The organism is Paraburkholderia sp. EG287B (assembly GCF_040965595.1).
GTDB lineage: Bacteria > Pseudomonadota > Gammaproteobacteria > Burkholderiales > Burkholderiaceae > Paraburkholderia.
Genome location: NZ_JBFRCG010000001.1, coordinates 22,849 through 40,773, shown reverse-complemented (window position 1 = coordinate 40,773; position 17,925 = coordinate 22,849). Strand labels below are relative to the sequence as shown.

Sequence of the window (17,925 nt, the reverse complement as noted above, 5' to 3'; positions counted from 1 at the left end):
TGGCGCATTCTTTTTGGGTAAGATGAAGAATACAAGCAAGCTGGAGTCCAACATGTCCCTAGCCGCTGAAACAGCGCAGTCGTCCACGCCTTCCGCCGCCCTTCCCGCCTCGCTCCCCTGGGTCACCCGTCTGGTTTCGATGGATACGGTCAGCCGCCATCCGAATCTCGGCCTGATCGAGACGGTGCGCGACGATCTGCGCGCGCGCGGCATCGAGTCGACGCTCACTTACGGCCGCGACGGCAAATGGGCCAACCTGTTCGCCACGATCCCCGCGCACGACGGCGAGACGAACGGCGGCATCGTGCTCTCGGGCCACACCGACGTGGTGCCCGTGGACGGCCAGAAATGGGACAGCGACCCGTTCAAGCCCGAGATTCGCGACGGCGTGCTCTATGGCCGCGGCACCTGTGACATGAAGGGTTTCATCGGCGCGGCGCTTACGCTCCTGCCCGAGATCCAGCAGACGAAACTGGCCAAGCCCCTGCATCTCGCGCTCTCGTTCGACGAGGAAGTGGGCTGCGTCGGCGCGCCGCTCATGATCGAAGAACTCGTGAAGCGCGGCGTCAAGCCTGAAGGCTGCATCGTGGGCGAGCCCACCAGCATGCGCCCCATCGTCGCGCACAAGGGCATCAACGCGTACCAGTGCTGCGTGCGCGGCCAGGCCGCCCATTCGTCGCTCACGCCGCGCGGCCTGAACGCGATCGAGTACGCGGCGCGCCTCATCTGCTACATCCGCGACATGGCCGACGAGTTCCGCGCGAACGGTCCGTTCGACGAGCTGTACGACGTGCCGTTCACGACCGCGCAGACGAGCACGATCGAAGGCGGCAACGCCATCAACACAGTGCCGGCCGAATGCCGCTTCGCATTCGAGTTCCGCAATCTGCCGACGCTCGACCCCGACACGATCTTCGCGCGCATCGAGCAGTACGCGCGCGAAACGCTGGTGCCGAAGATGCAGCGCGAGCACGCGGTGGGCGCCATCGAGTTCACGAAGATCGCCGCCGCGCCGGGCCTCGACGCCACAGAGCAGGCCGCGATCACGCAGCTCGTGCGCGCGCTCACGGCCGACCAGGCGCGCCGCAAGGTGGCTTATGGCACCGAGGCGGGCCTGTTCGCCCGCGCGGGCATTCCGAGCGTGGTGTGCGGCCCCGGCGACATCCAGCAGGCGCACAAGCCGAACGAATACGTCTCGCTCGAACAGCTCGCGGCCTGCGAAGGTTTCCTGCGCAAGCTCGTGCGCGGCATGTCCGTCGAAGCCCTGGCACGGTAACCACGCCGGACGCGCACCATCATGTCCACCGCCGCGCCGCTGCCCACCAGTCACACGATCGACGGTGAGGCGATCCCCACGCTCGACGAGATCGCCTCGCAGCATTTCGCGCTCGCGCCGTGGGTGCTGCGCACGCCGGTGTTCGACCGCCACGATCTGTCCACGCTCGAAGCGACGCTCGTGAACTTCAAGTTCGAGCTGCTGCAGTCGAGCGGCAGCTTCAAGGTGCGCGGCGCCTTCACGCATCTGCTCGCACTCGACGCCGCGCAGCGCAGCGCCGGCGTCACCTGCGTGTCGGGCGGCAATCACGCCATTGCGGTCGCGTATGCGGCGATGCGCCTCGGCATCAGCGCGAAGGTCGTGCTCTTTCGCACCGCGAGCGCGGCACGCGTCGCGCAGTGCAAGCGCTTCGGCGCGGAAATCGTCGTGGCGGGCAACAGCAGCGAGGCGTTCGAGATCGTGCGCCGCATCGAGACCGACGAGGGACGCTATTTCGTGCATCCCTTCAACGGCTATCGCACGGTGCTCGGCACGGCCACGCTCGGCTACGAATGGGCCACCCAGGCGCCCGATCTCGACGCGGTCGTCGTGCCCATTGGCGGCGGCGGGCTCGCGGCTGGCGTCGCCACCGCGCTGCGGCTGGCGAATCCGCGCGTGCGCGTGTATGGCGTCGAGCCCGAGGGCTCGGACGTGATGGCGCGCAGCTTCGCCGCGAACCACACGGTGCGCCTGACCCACATGCACTCGATCGCCGACTCGCTCATGTCGCCGCATGCCGAGCAATACAGCTACACGCTGTGCCGCCGTCATCTCGAGCGCGTCGTCACGGTCTCCGACGACGCCTTGCGCAGCGCGATGCGCGTGCTCTTCGAGCAGCTCAAGCTCGCCGTGGAGCCCGCTTGCGCCACCGCCACGGCGGGCTTGCTCGGGCCGCTGCGCGACACGCTGCAAGGCAAACGCGTCGGCGTGCTGCTGTGTGGCACCAACACCGACCCGGCGAACTTCCACCAGCAGATCTCGCTCGCGCGCTAACGGCACGCACGCACGGTGGGCACGCCGCGTGCGCTCGCCGGGACCGTCGCCGGTCCCCAGCAAAAGGTCAGGGAATGTCAAATTGCTACCGCGATACGGAGTCGTTCGCTATGATTGCGCCAATACGCCGTATTGACCCCAGCCCCGTGCTGCGCCATTCAGGGAGAGCCCGCTCATGAGCATCGTCCAGGAGTTCAAGGAATTCGCCGTCAAAGGCAACGTGATGGATCTCGCCGTCGGTGTGATCATCGGCGGCGCGTTTTCGAGCATTGTCAACTCGATCGTGAAAGACCTCATCATGCCGGTCATCGGCGTGATCACGGGCGGCCTCGACTTCTCGAACATGTTCGTGCGGCTCGGCCACATTCCGGCCAGCTACAAAGGCAACCCCGAGTCGTACAAGGATCTGCAGACCGCGGGCGTGGCCGTGTTCGGCTATGGCTCGTTCATCACCGCGGTGATCAACTTCGTCATTCTCGCGTTCATCATCTTTTTGATGGTGAAGTTCATCAACAAGCTGCGCCAGCCGCAAGCGGCCGCGCCCGCCGAGCCGCCGCCCACGCCCGAAGACGTGCTGCTGCTGCGCGAGATCCGCGATTCGCTGCAGAACAATCCGCGCTGAGCCCGCACGAGCGCCCGGACAAACGCCCGCGCCGCCGCAAGGCCGCGCGGGCTTTTCTGTGCCCGGATCCGTCAGGAACGAGGCGCGGCGGAATCGGGCTCGGCCGCCGTGCTGCGCGCGGCGGCGGCCTCTTCGATCAGCCGTTCGAGCTGCTCGAAGTTGACCGGCTTCGTGAGATGCGCGGTAAAACCCGCTTCGACGCTGCGGCGCACGTCGTCGTCGGTGCCGAAGCCGGTGAGCGCGATGGCGGGCGCCGTTGATTGCGCACGAAACGCCCGGATGAAGTCGATGCCCGAGCCATCCGGCAGGCCGATGTCGCTCACCACGAGGTCGAAGGCCATGCTGGCCGTGAGCGCGAGCGCGCCGGCCACGCTGCCCGCCACCGCCACCTCGTGGCCGCCCGTGCGCATCAGCTGCGACATGACCTCGGCCGTGTCCTCGTGATCCTCGATCAACAGGATGTTCAGCGCGCCCACCCGGTGCGGCCCGCGCAGCTCGGCGGTCGCGGCCGCCCCCTCGCCGCGCGCCGCAGTCGGCAGCACGATGGTGAAGGTCGCGCCACAATGCGCGCCGGGGCTCCTCGCGCTCACGTTGCCGCCATGCGCCTCGGTCAGCGCACGTGTCACGGCGAGGCCTAGACCGAGCCCGCCGAACTGGCGCGTGAGATTGTGGCTGCCCTGCTCGAAGGCATGAAAAAGCTTGCCGATCTGCTCGGGCGCGATGCCGATGCCCGTATCCTCGACCTCGATCTCCACCTGCATGCGCTCGTCGCGCGTGCGCACGTAGATGTGGCCGCCGTCGGGCGTGAACTTCGCGGCGTTGCGCACGAGGTTCCAGAGCATCTGCTGCAGGCGCGCACGGTCGCCGCGCACGTAGTGCTGCTGCGCGCGCAGATCGACGTGGACGTCCTGCTGCTTGATCTGGATTTCGCTGTGGAAGAGCTCGAGCACGGCCTCGATCACCTCGTGCACGTCGACCGTCTCGAGCGCCAGGCTCAGCTTGCCGTTGGCCACGCGAGTGAGATCGAGCAGATCGTCGATCAGACGCGCCTCGAGTTCGATATTGCGGCGGATCATCAGCACGCCCGCGCGTGCCGCCTCGGGCAGGCCCGGGATCTGCTCCAGCAGACGCGTGCCCGCGAGCACCGGCGTGAGCGGCGTGCGCAGCTCGTGCGAAAGCATGGCGAGGAAGCGGTCTTTCGCGCGGTTGGCTTCTTCGGCGGTCTGTCGCGCGGCCTGCTCCGAGGCGAGCAGGCGCTCGCGCTCCTGGGTCGCTTCGCGCTGCGCGTCGATGTCGGTGCAACTGCCGAACCATTTGTTCACGCCGCCGCGCGGGTCGCGCATCGGAACGATTCGGACATCGAACCATCGATAAATGCCATCGTGGCGGCGAATCCGCAACTCGTGTCGATAATCGGCAGCGCCGCTGCTCACGGCCTTGAGCCAGGTGTGGCGAATTTCCTCGCGATCGTCGGCATGCACGGCGTCGAGCCACGCGAGACCGTGCGACTGGCCCGCGTCGAGGCCCGTGTAGTCGAGCCACTGCTTCGAGACGAAGTCGCAATTGCCGTCGGCGCCGCAGGTGAGCACGAGGTGCGGCAAGGCTTCCGAGAGCGTGCGGTAGTGCTCTTCGCGGTCGCGCAGGAGCAGCGCTTCGTCGGAGGCGCGCTGCAGCGCGACCTGCGAGAGCACACGCGCGACGGCTTCGGGCAGATAGTCGAGATAGTCGCCCGATTTCGGCACCACGTCCGAGACGCCCGCGCGCAACGCGGCGATCACGCGGGATTCGTCGGTGAAGCCGGTCACGAGGATGGCCGGCACGCGCACGTCGTCGGCACGCAGGCGGCGGAAGAAGTCGAGGCCCGTTTCCGCGCCGTCGAGCTGATAGTCGAGCACGAGCACGTCGGGCGTCTGCACGGCGAGCAGCGCGCGCGCCTCCCCGACACCCGTGCAGGTGTCCACGCGTGCCCCGGCGCGCAGCAGCGATTTGCGGGCGAGGCGCAGGATGCCTTCGTCGTCGTCGACGACGAGCACGCGTGCGCCGTCCAGCATCGTGGTTTCCTCAGTCATGCGCGAAGCGTCCCTTCGGGCCCGGGTCCGGTTTGCCGCCGTTCTTCCCGCCGTTCTTCCCGCTGTTCTTCCATTCGATTGCCAATGCGTGATGAGTCCATGCGTGATGCATGCGTAGTGCGTTACTGGGTGCCGGCCGGCCGCGGCTGGACGAAGCGATGTCCCGGCGGCAGCTTGACGACCTGGAGAAAGAAGCCGAGCCGGCGAACGGCCTCGATGAACGCGTCATATTCGACCGGTTTCGTGATGTACACGTTGCAGCCGAGTTCATAGCAGCGTTCGATCTCGCGCGGGTCGTCGGTGGTCGTGAGCACGATCACCGGGACCGACGCCGTGGCAGGCTCCGCTTTCAGGCGCCGCAGCACCTCGAAGCCGTCCACGCGCGGCATGCGCAGGTCGAGCAGCACGACAAAATTGCCGAGCGCGTCGCGTGACGGCCAGTTCGCTTGCGCAGCCGGGTTATCGCCCGGCGTGCCGAAAAAGTAATCAAGCGCCTCCTGGCCGTCGCGAAAGCGCAGAAAGCCGTTCGAGATCCCCGACCGCCGCAGGTTACGCTCGACCAGCGTGGCATGCCCGTCGTCGTCTTCGATCAGCACGATGCTGACCTGTTCCCCGTTCGTCATCTCGACTCTCCTACGTCCTGCATGAACTTTTTAAGGCTTGTTGAAAGCTTGCCGCGCAGCGCGCGCCAGATTACCCGCTATGTGGTACGCAACGGCTGGTCGGGCAGCGCGACGAAGAACGTCGAACCCGCGCCCTCGGTCGATTCGACCCAGACGCGCCCGCCATGCCGCTCCGCAATGCGCCTGGCGAGCACGAGGCCGGTGCCCTGCCCCGGCGATTCGCCGCCGTGCAGCCGCTGAAACGCGCGGAACAGCTTGGGCAGATACGCCTGCGCGATACCAACGCCATTGTCGCGCACAAAATAAGTCCGCGTACGTTCGCCAGGCTCTCCGGCCGCTGATTTTCCTCGGTCTTTTCCCGCGCCATTACCGGCTTCGCCGGCGGATTCGCCGCCGGCCTCCAGCGCGCCGATCTCGACCCTGCCCGGTCGCGCGGGATCGAGATGGTGCAGCGCGTTCTCGATGAGGTTGCCGAAGATCTGCTCGAGCGCCGCCGGATCGCCCCACGCGGGCGGCAACTCGCCCACTTCGATGCGCGCGGCCTTCGCGCGTTCCTCGGCGAGCCCGCCGAGCACGCGCTCGACGACCCGCGCGACGTTGACGCGCTGCCAGCGGTATTCGAGCCGCCCGGCGCGCGAGATGCGCAGCAGCGCGTCGATGATGGCCGCCGCGCGCGCCACCGCCTGACGCAGGAATTTCAGCGATTCGTCGACATCGCCGTCGAGCACTACGGCCATCGTGCGATATTCGTGTTCGGGCAGCCCCGCCGCGTCGACCTGCGCGCGCAAGTCGTCGCACGATACTTGCAACTCCTTCGAAAAACCCTGCAGGTTCACGAGCGGCGAGCGCAAATCATGCGACACGCTGTAGATGAACATCTCGTTGTCCTGACTCTCCTGGCGCAAATGCTCGTTGGCGCTCGCCAGATCCGCGGCGCGCGCCTGCAGCTGTGCCTTCAGCGCGGCCTGCTCGCGATCGGCCACGCGCAGCCGCGCGCTGGTCTGATGGAGCACCGCATCGAGCGCGGCGATTTCATCGCCGCCCGAGAGCGGCGGCGCGAGCGGCGCCCCATCGCCCAGACGCTCGGCGTTCGCGCCGAGCGCGGCGAGGCGCACGCCCACGTTGCGCGCGAACGCCATGGCCGTGAACGCCCAGATCAGCATCGAGCCCACCACGGCGAAAATCAGCGCGTCCTGCTGGCGCTCGCGCGTCTCGCGCAGCATCGCCGCGCGGGCCTCGTCGAGCCGCGTCTCCTCGGCGATGAACTCGCCCAGCACCTCGCGCACCGTTTCGATCTCGGGCGGCATGCCGTTGCCCGCCACGCGCGCGAACGGCGCGCTACGGCCCGTGCGCAACGCATCGGCAATATCACCCGCTTCCTTGCGCCATGCATAGGCGGCGTCGCGCATGCGCTCGACGCGCGCGAGCTGGCGCGGATTGTCGGCGACCATGCGCGCGAGCAGCGTGATGCGGTCGGAGAACTCGGTCCAGACGGCGTGGCGATCGATGAAGGAAGGGTCCTCGAGCACGATGCCGGTGCGCACGCGCGCGGCTTCGCGCAGCAACGGGTCGACGAGACTGTTGGCTTGCCAAAGGATTTGCTGCGTGTTCTCGGCGCGTTTGGCCGCGAGCGCGGCCTTTCCCTGCGTGTCGAACACGACGCCGAGCAGCGCCAGTTCGATGACGCTCGGAATCGCGATCAGCAAGAGCCCCTTGGCGAAGAGTTTCATGTCGGTCTGGTTCGGTGGCGGTCTGGGCGGCGCGCCGTGCTTTTCGCCATGCTTTTCGCCATGCTTTTTGCAATGCGTTTTGCAAGCTCTCGCGCCGCGTTCGCCCTCGCCATGCCGGTTGGCTGAGGGCGCCGGAGGCAACCGCGGGCACCAGAACCGCAACATTATCTGCGCGATTTTTCAGGATGACAATGTATGTGACACCACACACCTCACGTCGTGGAAAACCCGCTTTTTTGCGGCAATTCGCCACACCGAGCGCACACACAGGTCTATTATTGAGACGGAGACAAGCGAGAGAGCGCCGGGATATCTACATGAGCGCGACGTGCGATCCGGCATGGCGTTTGCGAACGCGATGAGGGTTTTGAAACAGGGGCAGCAAGCCGCGCCGCGCAGGCCGGATCGCTTCAGGCGGTCCGCGCGCCGTTAAAGCGGACCGTCCCCATCTCTATCCTCATGAACACTGCAAATCCGTGTGCTATAAAGGATCGACGTGCGGCGCACCAGTCCGGGAGTGGTCGCATGGGAACGCTGCGTGTACTGCAATCCACCTTTTTCAGGCGAATTTTTATGTCCTTCCCGAAAAAGCGCAAACGCGTCAAGGCAGACGGCGATGAGTCATTTCTCGCCGTGCTGAGCCATTTCAAACCTTTCGGCCAACTGGATACCAAGATCGCGCGTGCGCGCGCGCAGGACGAGCCCGTGCTCTATGCGCATATCCTGCCGGGGCTCGACGTGCTCCTGTGCAGCGTGCGCGGTGCGCAGCCGCCCTATCCGGGCACGAGCGAGTTGCGCAAGCGCTGCATCGAATCGATCGCTCACGCGCTCGAGCAGCCGATCGAAGGCCTCGAGAATGGCGGTTACTGGTACGAGGCGGACGGCTTCGGCTTCCTCGTGTTCGCGAGCCGCGCGCGCGGCCGGGTCCTGCCCGAGTTCGGCGCGGCGCGTCCGACCATGACCACCCGGCGCGTGACGCGCCGCCAGGACGCCGCCGGCGACACGGCGCCGCGTTCGTTGCGCTAGGTCGCGCTTCCGTTGAAGTTCACTGCACACTGCGCCGGGTCGATTGGCCCGGCGCAGTGGTTTTCGCGTCCGCTTGCCGAATCAGCTTCCCTTGTAGAGCGGCTCCTGCCCTTGGGTCGGCTTGCCCGCCGAGGCCGGCGACGGCGCGTTGCGCGTGGCCGGGCCCGCTTTCGCGCCCTTGTCACCTTTATCGCCCTTGCCGGCCTTGTCAGTCGCCGCAGCCGCGCTCGCGCCCGTGCCGGCGCTGCCGAGGTCGGGCTTCGGCAGCGCGTGCATTTTCTGGCCCGGCGGCGGCGCCACGGGATGCTGATGCATCTGTGCGAACAGCGTGTCGCACGGCAGCGGCTTGTTGTTGCTCGGCGCGATGAGCGGAATCAGCGCGGCGAACGGGTTGATCAGCCCGAGCCCGATCATCGCGCCGCCGCGCAGCGCGAGCGCCGTCGCATCCACGCCCACGTGCGGGTTCTTGAAGGTGCCCTTCACGTAGAGCGGCGAGCGCAGCGTGAAAATGCGGAAGCCCTTGGTGTGCGGGTGGACCTTCATGTTCATCGACTCGTCGCGCAGATCGATCGGGCCGTCGATATTGATCACGGCATCGTCGGTGTCGAGCGCGAACACGCGCGGATCGAGCACGCCGTTGGTCGCGACGAAGTCGGCCGCCGCGCAATTTATATTCACGTCGCGCGAGCCGAACAGCTTTTCGTAGACCACGTTGGCCACGTTCAGGCCCGCCGCCTCCATGAGCAGCATACTGATCGTGCCCTGCGTGACGAGCAGCTTCACCTCGCCGTTCGAGGTCGCCGCGAGCGCCGCCGGGGAGTTGCCGGTCGCCGTGAGCGAGGCGTCGCCGTTGATCTCGCCGAGCGCCGACTGCATCGTCTTGAAGTTCGGGAAGAGCTGCTTGAGCTTCAGGTGGCGCGCCTCCAGCGTGCCGCGCGCCTTGAGCGGCGCGCCGCTGCCGTCCAGGTTCAGCCGCGTGCCGAACGTGCCGCCTGCCACGCCGAACTGCAGCGGGTCGAGCACGAGCACGCCGTTGGTCATCACGACGTGCGTGTAGAGGTCCTGAACCGGCAGGCTGCCCTGCTTGATGATGCGCCGGCCCGTGAACTTGACGTCGGCGTCGATCGCGTTCCAGCGGTCGGTGCGGAACTGTTCGACCGGGATCACGCGATCGGCTGGCTGGGGCACGGTATCGCCGCGCTTTTGCTTGCTGGCACGGCTGTCGGCGCCGATGATCGGCGCGAGGTCCGAGAACTGCAGCAGGTTCGAGACCAGCTCGCCGGTCAAAAGCGGCCGTGGCGTGCGTTGCTGGTAGACCACCGTGCCGTTCAGATCGCTGCCGCCCACGCGCCCCGTGAAGTTCTCATAGCGGAACACGCTCGCGCCGCGCCTGAAATTGCCGACGAAGCGGCCGTCGGTGGCATACGGCGGCGTTTCGGGCAACGTCACGCCGGTGAGGTTGTAGAGGTGCGCCAGGCTTTGCCCCTGCAGCCACAGGCGCAGATCGACGGCGGCCAGATGCATCGGGTCGGTGACCGTGCCGACCAGCGCGATGTGCATGTCGCCCACGCGCACGTCGGCCTGGATCGGGAACGGACGCTTCGCGTCCTGCAGGGCGAGCACACCGCCGAGCTTGCCGTCGCCCGAAAGCGCCGTCTTGCCATAGGTGCCCTTGATCGTCCAGCCGATCGCGTAGAACGGCTGTTTCACGGGCGGCTGCGCGGGCGCCGCGCCCGAGCCGACGCCGGCGCCGCTGGCGCTGCTCGCTGCGCTCGCGGCGAGCGCCGGCGAGCCGGAGGCTGCAGGCGCGCTTGTTGCGCCCGACGCGCCCGTGGTTGCGCGGGCAACACTCGCGGCCGCCGGCACGCCCGAAGCCGCCGCGCCGCTGGCCGCGCTGGCGGCCGCCGCCTCCGAAGCCTGCTCCTTGTTGACCTGCTGCGTCAGCCGGTTCGCCCCCGCGCGCCCAATGACCTGCGCGGAGCCCTGGCGCGACGCCGCTTCCTGCTCCTCCATCACCTTGCCGATCGGGATGCCGTGCCCGAGCAGGGTCACCACGATCTTTACGTCGGTTTTCGTCTGCTGGTCGCTCACGGCGATCCTGCCGCTCGAGAACATGATGTCGTGCAGATTGAGCCGCCACGTCGACGGTCCGCTCGAGGCGGGCAGCTTGAAGGTCCAGTTGTTGCGCCCGTCGACGAGGCGCTCGACGTCGATGGACGGATTCACGAGATTGATGGCCGGAATCACGATGTCGTGCGCGAGCAGCGGCAGCACGGCCACCTCGAAATCGATTTCGTCGAGCGTGGCGAACTGCGGGGACTTCGTCCAGTCGGGATTGGCGATCTGGATCTGCGTGGCGGAAAAACGCGGCCAGGGCACCCACGCGCGCCAGCCCGTTTCGCCGGGCGGCCGCTGCCAGCCCACCTTGAGATCGCCTTCGATCGCGAACGGCCGCCCGATGGCCTCGGTGACCTTCTCGTTCACGTAGGGCTTGGCGTGGTTCCAGTCGAACGTCAGGATGAAGACGACAAGGACGGCAATCAACACGACGACAACCGCGACGAGCCATGCGATGATCCTGGCGAGCGTGCGGCCAAGGCGGAAAGGCTTGGGCTGCGGTGACGTCATGCGTACTCCACGTTATGCGTTGTTGTATGGCGTGCCATGTTGCACTACCGCAAGAGCAGTCAGCGTGCCCGGTTGCATCGGCATGACTGCCTCGCACGACCTGTATGCCGGCCCTGTTTGCAATCTTTCGATGCTCGAGCACAACCCAGTTCCCCCACCCCAAGCCGATGGTGCGCCGCTCGTCGAGGCGCACCAGATCGCCCGGCGCGACGCGCAACGCGGCCAGTGGCTGCTGCATCCCACCGATTTCGCCCTGCAGGCGGGCGAGCGCGCCGTGCTGACGGGACCGTCCGGCTCCGGCAAGAGCGTGTTCCTGCGCGCGCTCGCGCTGCTCGATCCGCTCGATGGCGGCGACGTGCGCTGGCATGGCGAAGCGGTCACGCGCGGGCGCATTGTCCACTATCGGCGGCATATTGCGTACCTGCGGCAGCGGCCCGCGCTGCTGGACGGCAGCGTCGAGGACAATCTGCGCTACCCCTACACGCTAGCGGTCTACCGCGACGTGCGATTCGACCCGGCGCGCGCCGGCGCGCTCTTTGCCGCCATCGGCCGTTCCAGCGACTTCCTCGCGCGCGACACTGCCGAGCTGTCGGGCGGCGAAGCGCAGATCGTGGCGCTCGTGCGCGTGCTCCAGCTCGATCCCGAAGCGCTGCTGCTCGACGAGCCGACCGCGTCTCTCGACCCCGAATCGGCGCGCGCCGTCGAAGCGCTCGTCGCCGGCTGGTTCGATGAGGCGCGCACGGCGCGCGCGACGGTCTGGGTCTCGCACGATCCCGCCCAGGCCCAACGCGTGGGCGCGCGGCATCTGACGATGCGCGCGGGGGTGCTCGAAGAACCCGCCACGCGCGCGGCATTCATACAGGGAGCCGCACAATGAGCCCGGGCGTGCTGCAGAACCTCGGCATCGGCGACGTCGCCATTGCGGCGCTGCTCGTGTTCGTCAACGGCGCGGTCTCCGTGCTGCTCAAGCTCGACCTCGAACGCAAGCTGGCGTGGGCCGCCGTGCGCACCGTCGTGCAGCTGCTCGCGATCGGCTACGTGCTCGGCTGGGTGTTCGCGTTCAACCGCTGGTACGTCGTGCTGCCGCTCATGGGACTCATGACGCTGATCGCGGGCTTTGCGGGGGCGCAGCGCGGCGCACGCACCTATGGCGGGCAGCGCGCGGACAGCATCGTGTCGATCTGGGTGAGCGCGTGGCTCGTCGCGGCAGTCGGGCTCTTCGTGGTGATCCGCATCCGGCCGTGGTACGAACCGCAATATGCGATTCCGATCCTCGGCATGATTCTCGGCAACACGCTGACGGGGGTGTCGCTCGGCGTGGAGCGCATGATGCAGGAGCTGACCGCGCGGCGCGACCGTGTGGAGAGCGCGCTCGCGCTGGGCGCGACGCGCTGGGAAGCCGCGCAGGCGAGCGCCCGCGAGGCCGTGCGCGCCGGCATGATCCCGACGCTCAACCAGATGGCCGTGGTCGGCGTGGTGAGTCTGCCCGGCATGATGACGGGCCAGGTGCTCGCGGGGCAATCGCCGCTACAGGCCGTGCGCTATCAGATCGTGATCATGTTCCTGATCGCGGCTTCGTCGGCGCTCGGCACGGTGGGCGCGGTGCTGCTCGCGTACCGGCGCCTGTTCTCGCCGCAGCATCGCTTTCTGGTTGCGCGGCTCATCGAGCGCAAGGCACGCGCTTAAGACCTGGGCGCCGTACGCGGCCGGCGTGCGCTTTGCGCCTCGCCGGCCCTCCCGCTCTCAAGGCGCGCCCTAGCGCTGCGCCGAGATCGTGATTTGCGTGCCGTCGCTGAGCTTGAGCGTCTTCGCGGTGCCGTTGGTGGGCATCGTGAGGTGCGCGACCTCGCTATGCGCGACCACGGCGGGGCACGTGATCGACGCGCCGTTGCTCGACACCGACTGCGTGCCGTGCGGCGCCTGGGCGCGGAAGCTCACCTGCACGGTGGCCGTGCCGCTGCTCGCGACGATGGGCGCGAGACGCACCTGGGTCTGCCGGACCATCGCGCCGTTCGCGTCGAGCGGCAGCGAGGCATAGTCCGGGCAGCCTTGCGGCGTCGCCACCGCACCGCCGGGCGGCGTGGTGCGCCAGGTGAAGTCGTCGGTATCGCCCGAGCGCAGTGTGCGGGTCTCCTGGGCGTCGCCGAACGCCTTCGACGCGACCCGCACGGTATAGCGGATCGGTCCGTCGGTTGCGGCCTTCGAGGTGACCGTGATCGGCGTAGCCGCGAATGCCGGCAACGCGAGCGCGCAGGAAGCGGCGAGGACAAACTGGACGAACGCCGCTTGGCGGCGGCGAGTATGGCGGGAGCTGCGGCAAGGCATGCGTCACCTCCTGGCGGGAACGGCCGCGCCCGCAAGCGAAAAGCGGCGTACGCAACGAACGCGGCGAGCCGCGCAACGCCAGGTACGACGCTCCGCGCTCGTGCGGCGGATGGTCTGTTAGCAGTCTAGCGCGCTGCGCGCCGCCTTGCGCCGAGCACATGCGTCGAACGGACCAGGTTTTATCCTGCTTGTCATCGCCAGCAATTTGCTTGCCGTGCGACAGCGCGCGGTTGGCGCCGGGCGTCGTCTGCATCGCCGACTCGTCGTGCATACACGGCACGCGCAAACCCTCACCTCGCGCCGCTACTTGCCGGCGGTTTCGAGACCCAGCGTCAGCTCCGCCGTCAACGTCTGGCGCACGCGCCCATAGGCCGCCCAGGGATCGGCTTGCTCGATCTGCGCGAGGCGCGCGTCGATCGTCGCGAGCGTCCATTGCGCGCCGCCCGTCGTCGCCTCCAGTTCGTCCCAGCCGATCGGCACGGACACGCCCATGCCCGGCCGCGCCCGCACGCCATACGCGAGCGCCGTGCTCGCGCCGCGCGCATTGCGCTGATAGTCGACGAAGATCTTCTTCTTGCGGTGTTCTGGGCCCATGGTGGCCGTGATCTGCGTGGGCCAGACCCAGGCCAGATGCTGCGCAACCGCGCGAGCGAACGCCTTCGTGTCGTCCCAGCCCGCCTCCGGCGTGAGCGGCACGACGATATGCAGCCCCTTGCCGCCGCTCGTCTTGCAGAACGATTCGAGCCTCAGTTCCGCAAGCAAGGCGCGCGTGGACTGCGCCGCCTCGATCATGCGGTCCCAGCCCAGCGCCGGATCGGGGTCGAGGTCGAACACGACCCGATCGGGCCGCTCGATGTCGTGGACACAGGCGTTCCAGGTATGCAGTTCGATGACGTCCATCTGCGCGGCGCTCACCAGCGCTCGCGCCGTATCGATCGTCAGCAGTGGCGGATGGCCCGGGTCGAGCCCTTCGTGTTCGGTGAGTTCGGGCAGCGGCGCGCGAGCGCGGTGACGCTGGAAGAACATCTCGCCGCTCAGGCCGCGCGGTGCGCGCACGAGCGACACGGGGCGATCGCGCAGATGCGGCAGGATCCAGCGCGCGGCGCGCTCGTAGTAGCGCACGAGTGCGAGCTTGTGCGTGCCGCTGTCCGCATCGATGACGCGCCTTGCGCTCGTGATGCGTATGCCGTCGATTTCGCTGTCGGCGGAGTCGTCGCGCCGACGCCGGGCGCTACGAGGCAAGCGGTGCACGGACGCGCCAGGCGTGGCCGGTGCGGCGGCGTCCGATGTCGGGGCCCGCTCGCCGCGCGGCGTTCGGGCAGATGTCGTGGTTGGGGCCTTGCGGGCGTCCTGCATACCGGTTCCCCTGGCGCCTTGGCGCACATGACGCGTCGCGCGACGCGAGTCGCGACACGTTCGGTTGACGACACGCGGCGGGCGCCCCCGTCGGATCGCCGCATGAGCTTTCATTGTGCCTCGAATGGCCGCTTTCGTCGCTGCAAGGTGTTCGCAAACGCCCGCCAAAAACGGGGAAGTATCCGCCAGGCGCGCAAGCGCGCCGGATGGCACAGGCGACCGCAACGGTCGGCGGGACGTTACAATGACGGGCTTTGCCGCGCACTGCAGGGTGCATTGCGGGGTCTTGCACGCACACGCGCGACTGCGCCCTTTTTCATCCGATCGATCCGACGACGCCGTGCGTCGGCTTTGCCCGTCCTGCCATGAACCTCGTCATCCAGAGTCCCGCCCCGCTCGACACCGTCCATCACAAGCCGCTCCTCGGCCTCGCCCGCGGCAGCCGCCTCGCGCCGATCGACGCCCATGCGCTGCGCATCGAGAACGCCGAGCCGGCCCAGCGCGCCGATCTCGAGGTCTACTGCGGCACGCATCAACTCGACTATGCGTTCGTCGACGCCGGCCGCGCGCTGGCCGATTTCGGCCTGCTGGCGATGGACATGGACTCGACGCTCATTACGATCGAATGCATCGACGAGATCGCCGACTTCTGCGGCCTGAAGGCCGAGGTCGCGGCGATCACCGAAGCCTCGATGCGCGGCGAGATCAAGGACTTCAACGAGAGCCTCACGCGCCGCGTGGCGCTGCTCGAGGGGCTCGACGCGAGCGCCCTGGAGCGTGTCTACGAGGAACGCCTGCAGCTCTCGCCGGGCGCCGAACGCATGCTCGCGGGCGCGAAGGCCGCAGGGCTGAAGACGCTGCTCGTTTCCGGCGGCTTCACGTTCTTCACCGAGCGCCTGAAAGCGCGGCTCGGGCTCGACTACACGCGCGCGAACACGCTCGAAATCGTCGACGGCAAGCTCACGGGCCGCGTGACGGGCGAGATCGTCAACGCCGACGTGAAGGCGCGTACGCTCGCCGAAACCTGTGCCGAAATCGGCATCGACCCGCGCCGCGCAATCGCGATGGGCGACGGCTCGAACGACCTCAAGATGATGGGCGCGGCCGGTTTGTCGGTCGCATTCCGAGCGAAGCCCGTGGTGCGAGAGGCCGCGAGCGTCGCGTTCAACTTCGTCGGGCTCGACGGCTTGCTGCGTCTGTTCTGATTCGGCTTTCGCGGCGCTCAGATACGCCAACGGCCGCTCGTGTCCTCGTGGACGCGAGCGGCCGTTGTGGCTTTGTACAGGTTATTCAGGCGTACTTGTTTTTTCCGCGAGCCTCGCGAGCGAGCGCTCGATATCGGCGCGCAGGTCGGCTTCGTCTTCGAGACCGATGTAGAAACGCACCAGCGTGCCGCGATGCGGCCAGCTCGCAGCCGTGCGCATCGAACCGACGTCGTACGGCATTGCCAGGCTATGCGCCCCGCCCCAGCTCCAGCCCAGCGCGAAGAGTTCGAGCGACTCGCAGAACGTGTCGATCTGCGCCGCGCTATAGCGCTCGTCGAACACCACGGAAAAGAGACCGCCCGCACCCGTGAAGTCGCGCTTGTAGAACTCGTGGCCGGGGCAGTCTTCGAACGCCGGGTGCAGCATCGCCGCGATTTCGGGGCGGGTCTTGAGCCAGCTCGCGAGTCCGAGCGCGGTGCGATCGTGCGCCTCGAAGCGCGCCTTCATGCTCGGCAGCCCGCGCAGCACGAGCGAGCAGTCGTCGACCGAGACGCCGATGCCAAGGCGCATGCGCGCGGCCTTGAGCTTGAGATAGAGATCGCGGTCGGCCGTGATGGTCGCGCCCATCAGCACGTCGCTGCCGCCCGACTGATATTTGGTGAGCGCCTGCACCGAGATGTCGATGCCGTGCTCGAACGGCTTGAAGGCGAGGCCCGCCGACCACGTATTGTCGATCGCCGTCACGACGTTGCGCGCGCGCGCCGCCGTCGTGATCGCGCGCACGTCGGGCACTTCCATCGTCACCGAGCCGGGCGCTTCCAGCCAGATCAGCTTCGTGTTCGGCTGGATCAGCTCGGCGATGCCCGCGCCGATCATCGGATCGTAATAGCGCGCCGTCAGGCCGAAATCCCGTGCGAGCCAGTCGCCGTGGTCGCGGTTCGGCGAATAGACGTTATCGGGGATCAGCACGTCGTCGCCCGTCTTCAGCAGACCGAAGTAGACGTTCGAGATGGCCGAGAGACCCGAGGGTTGCAGCAGCGCATGCTCGCCGCCCTCGATCTCGGCGATGCGCTTTTGCAGCATGGCCGAGGTGGGCGTGGCGTGCAGGCCGTAGCGCCATTGCGCGTCGTTGCGCCAGTCGAGCGCGCGCACCGAAGCGAGGTCGGGAAACACCACGGTCGAAGCCCGCGTGACTGGCGCGGCAAACGACTCGAAGCCGGGCGTGAGGTCGTCTTGCGGGTGAACCATGCGCGTCTGCAAGGCGCGGCTGGAGTCGGATTTGGTCATGTCGGAACGAATTCGGATAAAGGCGCGGTGGCGTTGCGGCGCGCGGCTCGCGCAGTGGCGCGTGCGACGCCGCATACCGAAGAGTAACACCCGCGGCGGCGCTTATTGCCCGATGACGAGATTGCTCACGCCGTTCACGGCATGCGCGCCGTTCGGGGTCGACGCGCTCGCACTTGCCGCGCCGGTCGTGACGGCCGGCGCCGAGGCCCCCGCCGCGAGCCGCTTCAGATCGAACGGCACGGGGTGGGAATCGTCCGGGTCCATGCGGTCGCCCGAAAGCGAGCCGTCCTCGGCGAACGTGCCCACCCAGTTGCCGGTGATATGCGTGCCGTCGTTCGAGTCTTCGGCTTCGAGCGTGGCGTCCGCGCGGTCGCCGGCGATCAGGATCACCTCGCCGGTGTCCGTGAACTGGTATTCGCCATGCACGCCGGTCGGATCGTCGTCGCCGGCCTTGGCGCCGAGGCGCATGACGATCTGACGCTGGCCGAGCGTGCCGACGTATTGCGGCAGCTTCGCGAATTCGGGGTTCGGCTTGAGCGTGGATTTGACCGGCGGCGCAGCGCCTGCGTCCTGCGCGCTCGCCGCGAGCGGCAGCGCGAGGACCATGGCCGCGGCGGCCACGGCCACGAGCCAGCCGCGCGCCCGGGTGGCGCGGCCCTGTCGGGCGGCCGCGCGCGGCGGCCGCTGTGCTTGCGTCAATACTTCCATCTGCATCCTTCCTTCACTTGCACAGCGGACTGGCGCGA

15 protein-coding genes are annotated in these 17,925 nt (G+C 67.9%); 7 read left to right on the top strand and 8 right to left on the bottom strand.

From position 1 onward, the window contains the following. Window positions 1–52: 52 nt before the first annotated feature. The 3 genes from argE (at window position 53) to mscL (ending at window position 2,930) form a co-directional block, all read left to right on the top strand. Window positions 53–1,276 (top strand): acetylornithine deacetylase, encoded by a 1,224-nt coding sequence (argE, locus tag AB4Y40_RS00175; RefSeq protein WP_368685974.1) that lies wholly within the window; start codon window positions 53–55, stop codon window positions 1,274–1,276. Window positions 1,277–1,297: 21 nt separating this feature from the next. Beyond that, window positions 1,298–2,308: a threonine/serine dehydratase gene (locus tag AB4Y40_RS00170; RefSeq protein ID WP_368685973.1), complete on the top strand. Its 1,011-nt coding sequence runs from the start codon at window positions 1,298–1,300 to the stop codon at window positions 2,306–2,308. A 175-nt stretch (window positions 2,309–2,483) separates the two neighbouring features. Continuing rightward, window positions 2,484–2,930: a large conductance mechanosensitive channel protein MscL gene (gene mscL / locus AB4Y40_RS00165; protein ID WP_069268109.1), complete on the top strand. Its 447-nt coding sequence runs from the start codon at window positions 2,484–2,486 to the stop codon at window positions 2,928–2,930. 71 nt (window positions 2,931–3,001) lie between these two features. Here mscL and AB4Y40_RS00160 read toward each other — a convergent pair whose 3' ends face one another. From AB4Y40_RS00160 to AB4Y40_RS00150, 3 genes are all read right to left on the bottom strand, one after another. After that, window positions 3,002–4,999 (bottom strand): response regulator, encoded by a 1,998-nt coding sequence (locus AB4Y40_RS00160; protein WP_368685972.1) that lies wholly within the window; start codon window positions 4,997–4,999, stop codon window positions 3,002–3,004. A 122-nt stretch (window positions 5,000–5,121) separates the two neighbouring features. Continuing rightward, on the bottom strand, window positions 5,122–5,622 hold the full coding sequence (locus AB4Y40_RS00155) for a response regulator (protein ID WP_368685971.1): 501 nt from the start codon (window positions 5,620–5,622) through the stop codon (window positions 5,122–5,124). 77 nt (window positions 5,623–5,699) lie between these two features. Continuing rightward, entirely contained in the window at window positions 5,700–7,352 is a 1,653-nt protein-coding gene (locus tag AB4Y40_RS00150; protein WP_368685970.1) for an ATP-binding protein, read from the bottom strand. Between the two features lie 525 nt (window positions 7,353–7,877). Between AB4Y40_RS00150 and AB4Y40_RS00145 the strand changes: the two genes are divergently transcribed. Next, the gene (locus AB4Y40_RS00145) at window positions 7,878–8,378 is read left to right on the top strand and encodes a hypothetical protein (protein ID WP_028206958.1); all 501 of its coding nucleotides are present in this window, start codon (window positions 7,878–7,880) and stop codon (window positions 8,376–8,378) included. A gap of 81 nt (window positions 8,379–8,459) precedes the next feature. On the opposite strand, the gene AB4Y40_RS00140 is transcribed toward AB4Y40_RS00145, so the two are convergent. Beyond that, window positions 8,460–11,006: an AsmA family protein gene (locus AB4Y40_RS00140; RefSeq protein ID WP_368685969.1), complete on the bottom strand. Its 2,547-nt coding sequence runs from the start codon at window positions 11,004–11,006 to the stop codon at window positions 8,460–8,462. A gap of 130 nt (window positions 11,007–11,136) precedes the next feature. Here AB4Y40_RS00140 and AB4Y40_RS00135 point away from each other — a divergent pair, with 130 nt between their 5' ends. Next, the gene (locus AB4Y40_RS00135) at window positions 11,137–11,883 is read left to right on the top strand and encodes an ATP-binding cassette domain-containing protein (protein ID WP_368686332.1); all 747 of its coding nucleotides are present in this window, start codon (window positions 11,137–11,139) and stop codon (window positions 11,881–11,883) included. Further along, window positions 11,880–12,692, top strand: a complete 813-nt coding sequence (gene fetB, locus AB4Y40_RS00130) for an iron export ABC transporter permease subunit FetB (protein WP_368685968.1) — start codon at window positions 11,880–11,882, stop codon at window positions 12,690–12,692. The genes AB4Y40_RS00135 and fetB overlap by 4 nt, the downstream gene beginning before the upstream one ends. A gap of 69 nt (window positions 12,693–12,761) precedes the next feature. On the opposite strand, the gene AB4Y40_RS00125 is transcribed toward fetB, so the two are convergent. Together AB4Y40_RS00125 and ligD are read right to left on the bottom strand one after the other, a co-directional pair. Then, window positions 12,762–13,331: a DUF6013 family protein gene (locus tag AB4Y40_RS00125; RefSeq protein WP_368685967.1), complete on the bottom strand. Its 570-nt coding sequence runs from the start codon at window positions 13,329–13,331 to the stop codon at window positions 12,762–12,764. Between the two features lie 303 nt (window positions 13,332–13,634). Continuing rightward, entirely contained in the window at window positions 13,635–14,582 is a 948-nt protein-coding gene (ligD, locus tag AB4Y40_RS00120) for a non-homologous end-joining DNA ligase (RefSeq protein ID WP_368685966.1), read from the bottom strand. A 470-nt stretch (window positions 14,583–15,052) separates the two neighbouring features. Between ligD and serB the strand changes: the two genes are divergently transcribed. Next, window positions 15,053–15,892: a phosphoserine phosphatase SerB gene (serB, locus tag AB4Y40_RS00115; protein WP_368685965.1), complete on the top strand. Its 840-nt coding sequence runs from the start codon at window positions 15,053–15,055 to the stop codon at window positions 15,890–15,892. An 81-nt stretch (window positions 15,893–15,973) separates the two neighbouring features. Here the strand turns inward: serB and AB4Y40_RS00110 are convergent, their stop codons facing one another. Together AB4Y40_RS00110 and AB4Y40_RS00105 are read right to left on the bottom strand one after the other, a co-directional pair. Next, window positions 15,974–17,179, bottom strand: coding sequence for a cystathionine beta-lyase (locus AB4Y40_RS00110; RefSeq protein WP_368685964.1), 1,206 nt, complete (start codon window positions 17,177–17,179; stop codon window positions 15,974–15,976). Between the two features lie 102 nt (window positions 17,180–17,281). After that, window positions 17,282–17,887, bottom strand: a complete 606-nt coding sequence (locus tag AB4Y40_RS00105) for a hypothetical protein (protein ID WP_368685963.1) — start codon at window positions 17,885–17,887, stop codon at window positions 17,282–17,284. Between the last annotated feature and the right edge of the window lie 38 nt (window positions 17,888–17,925).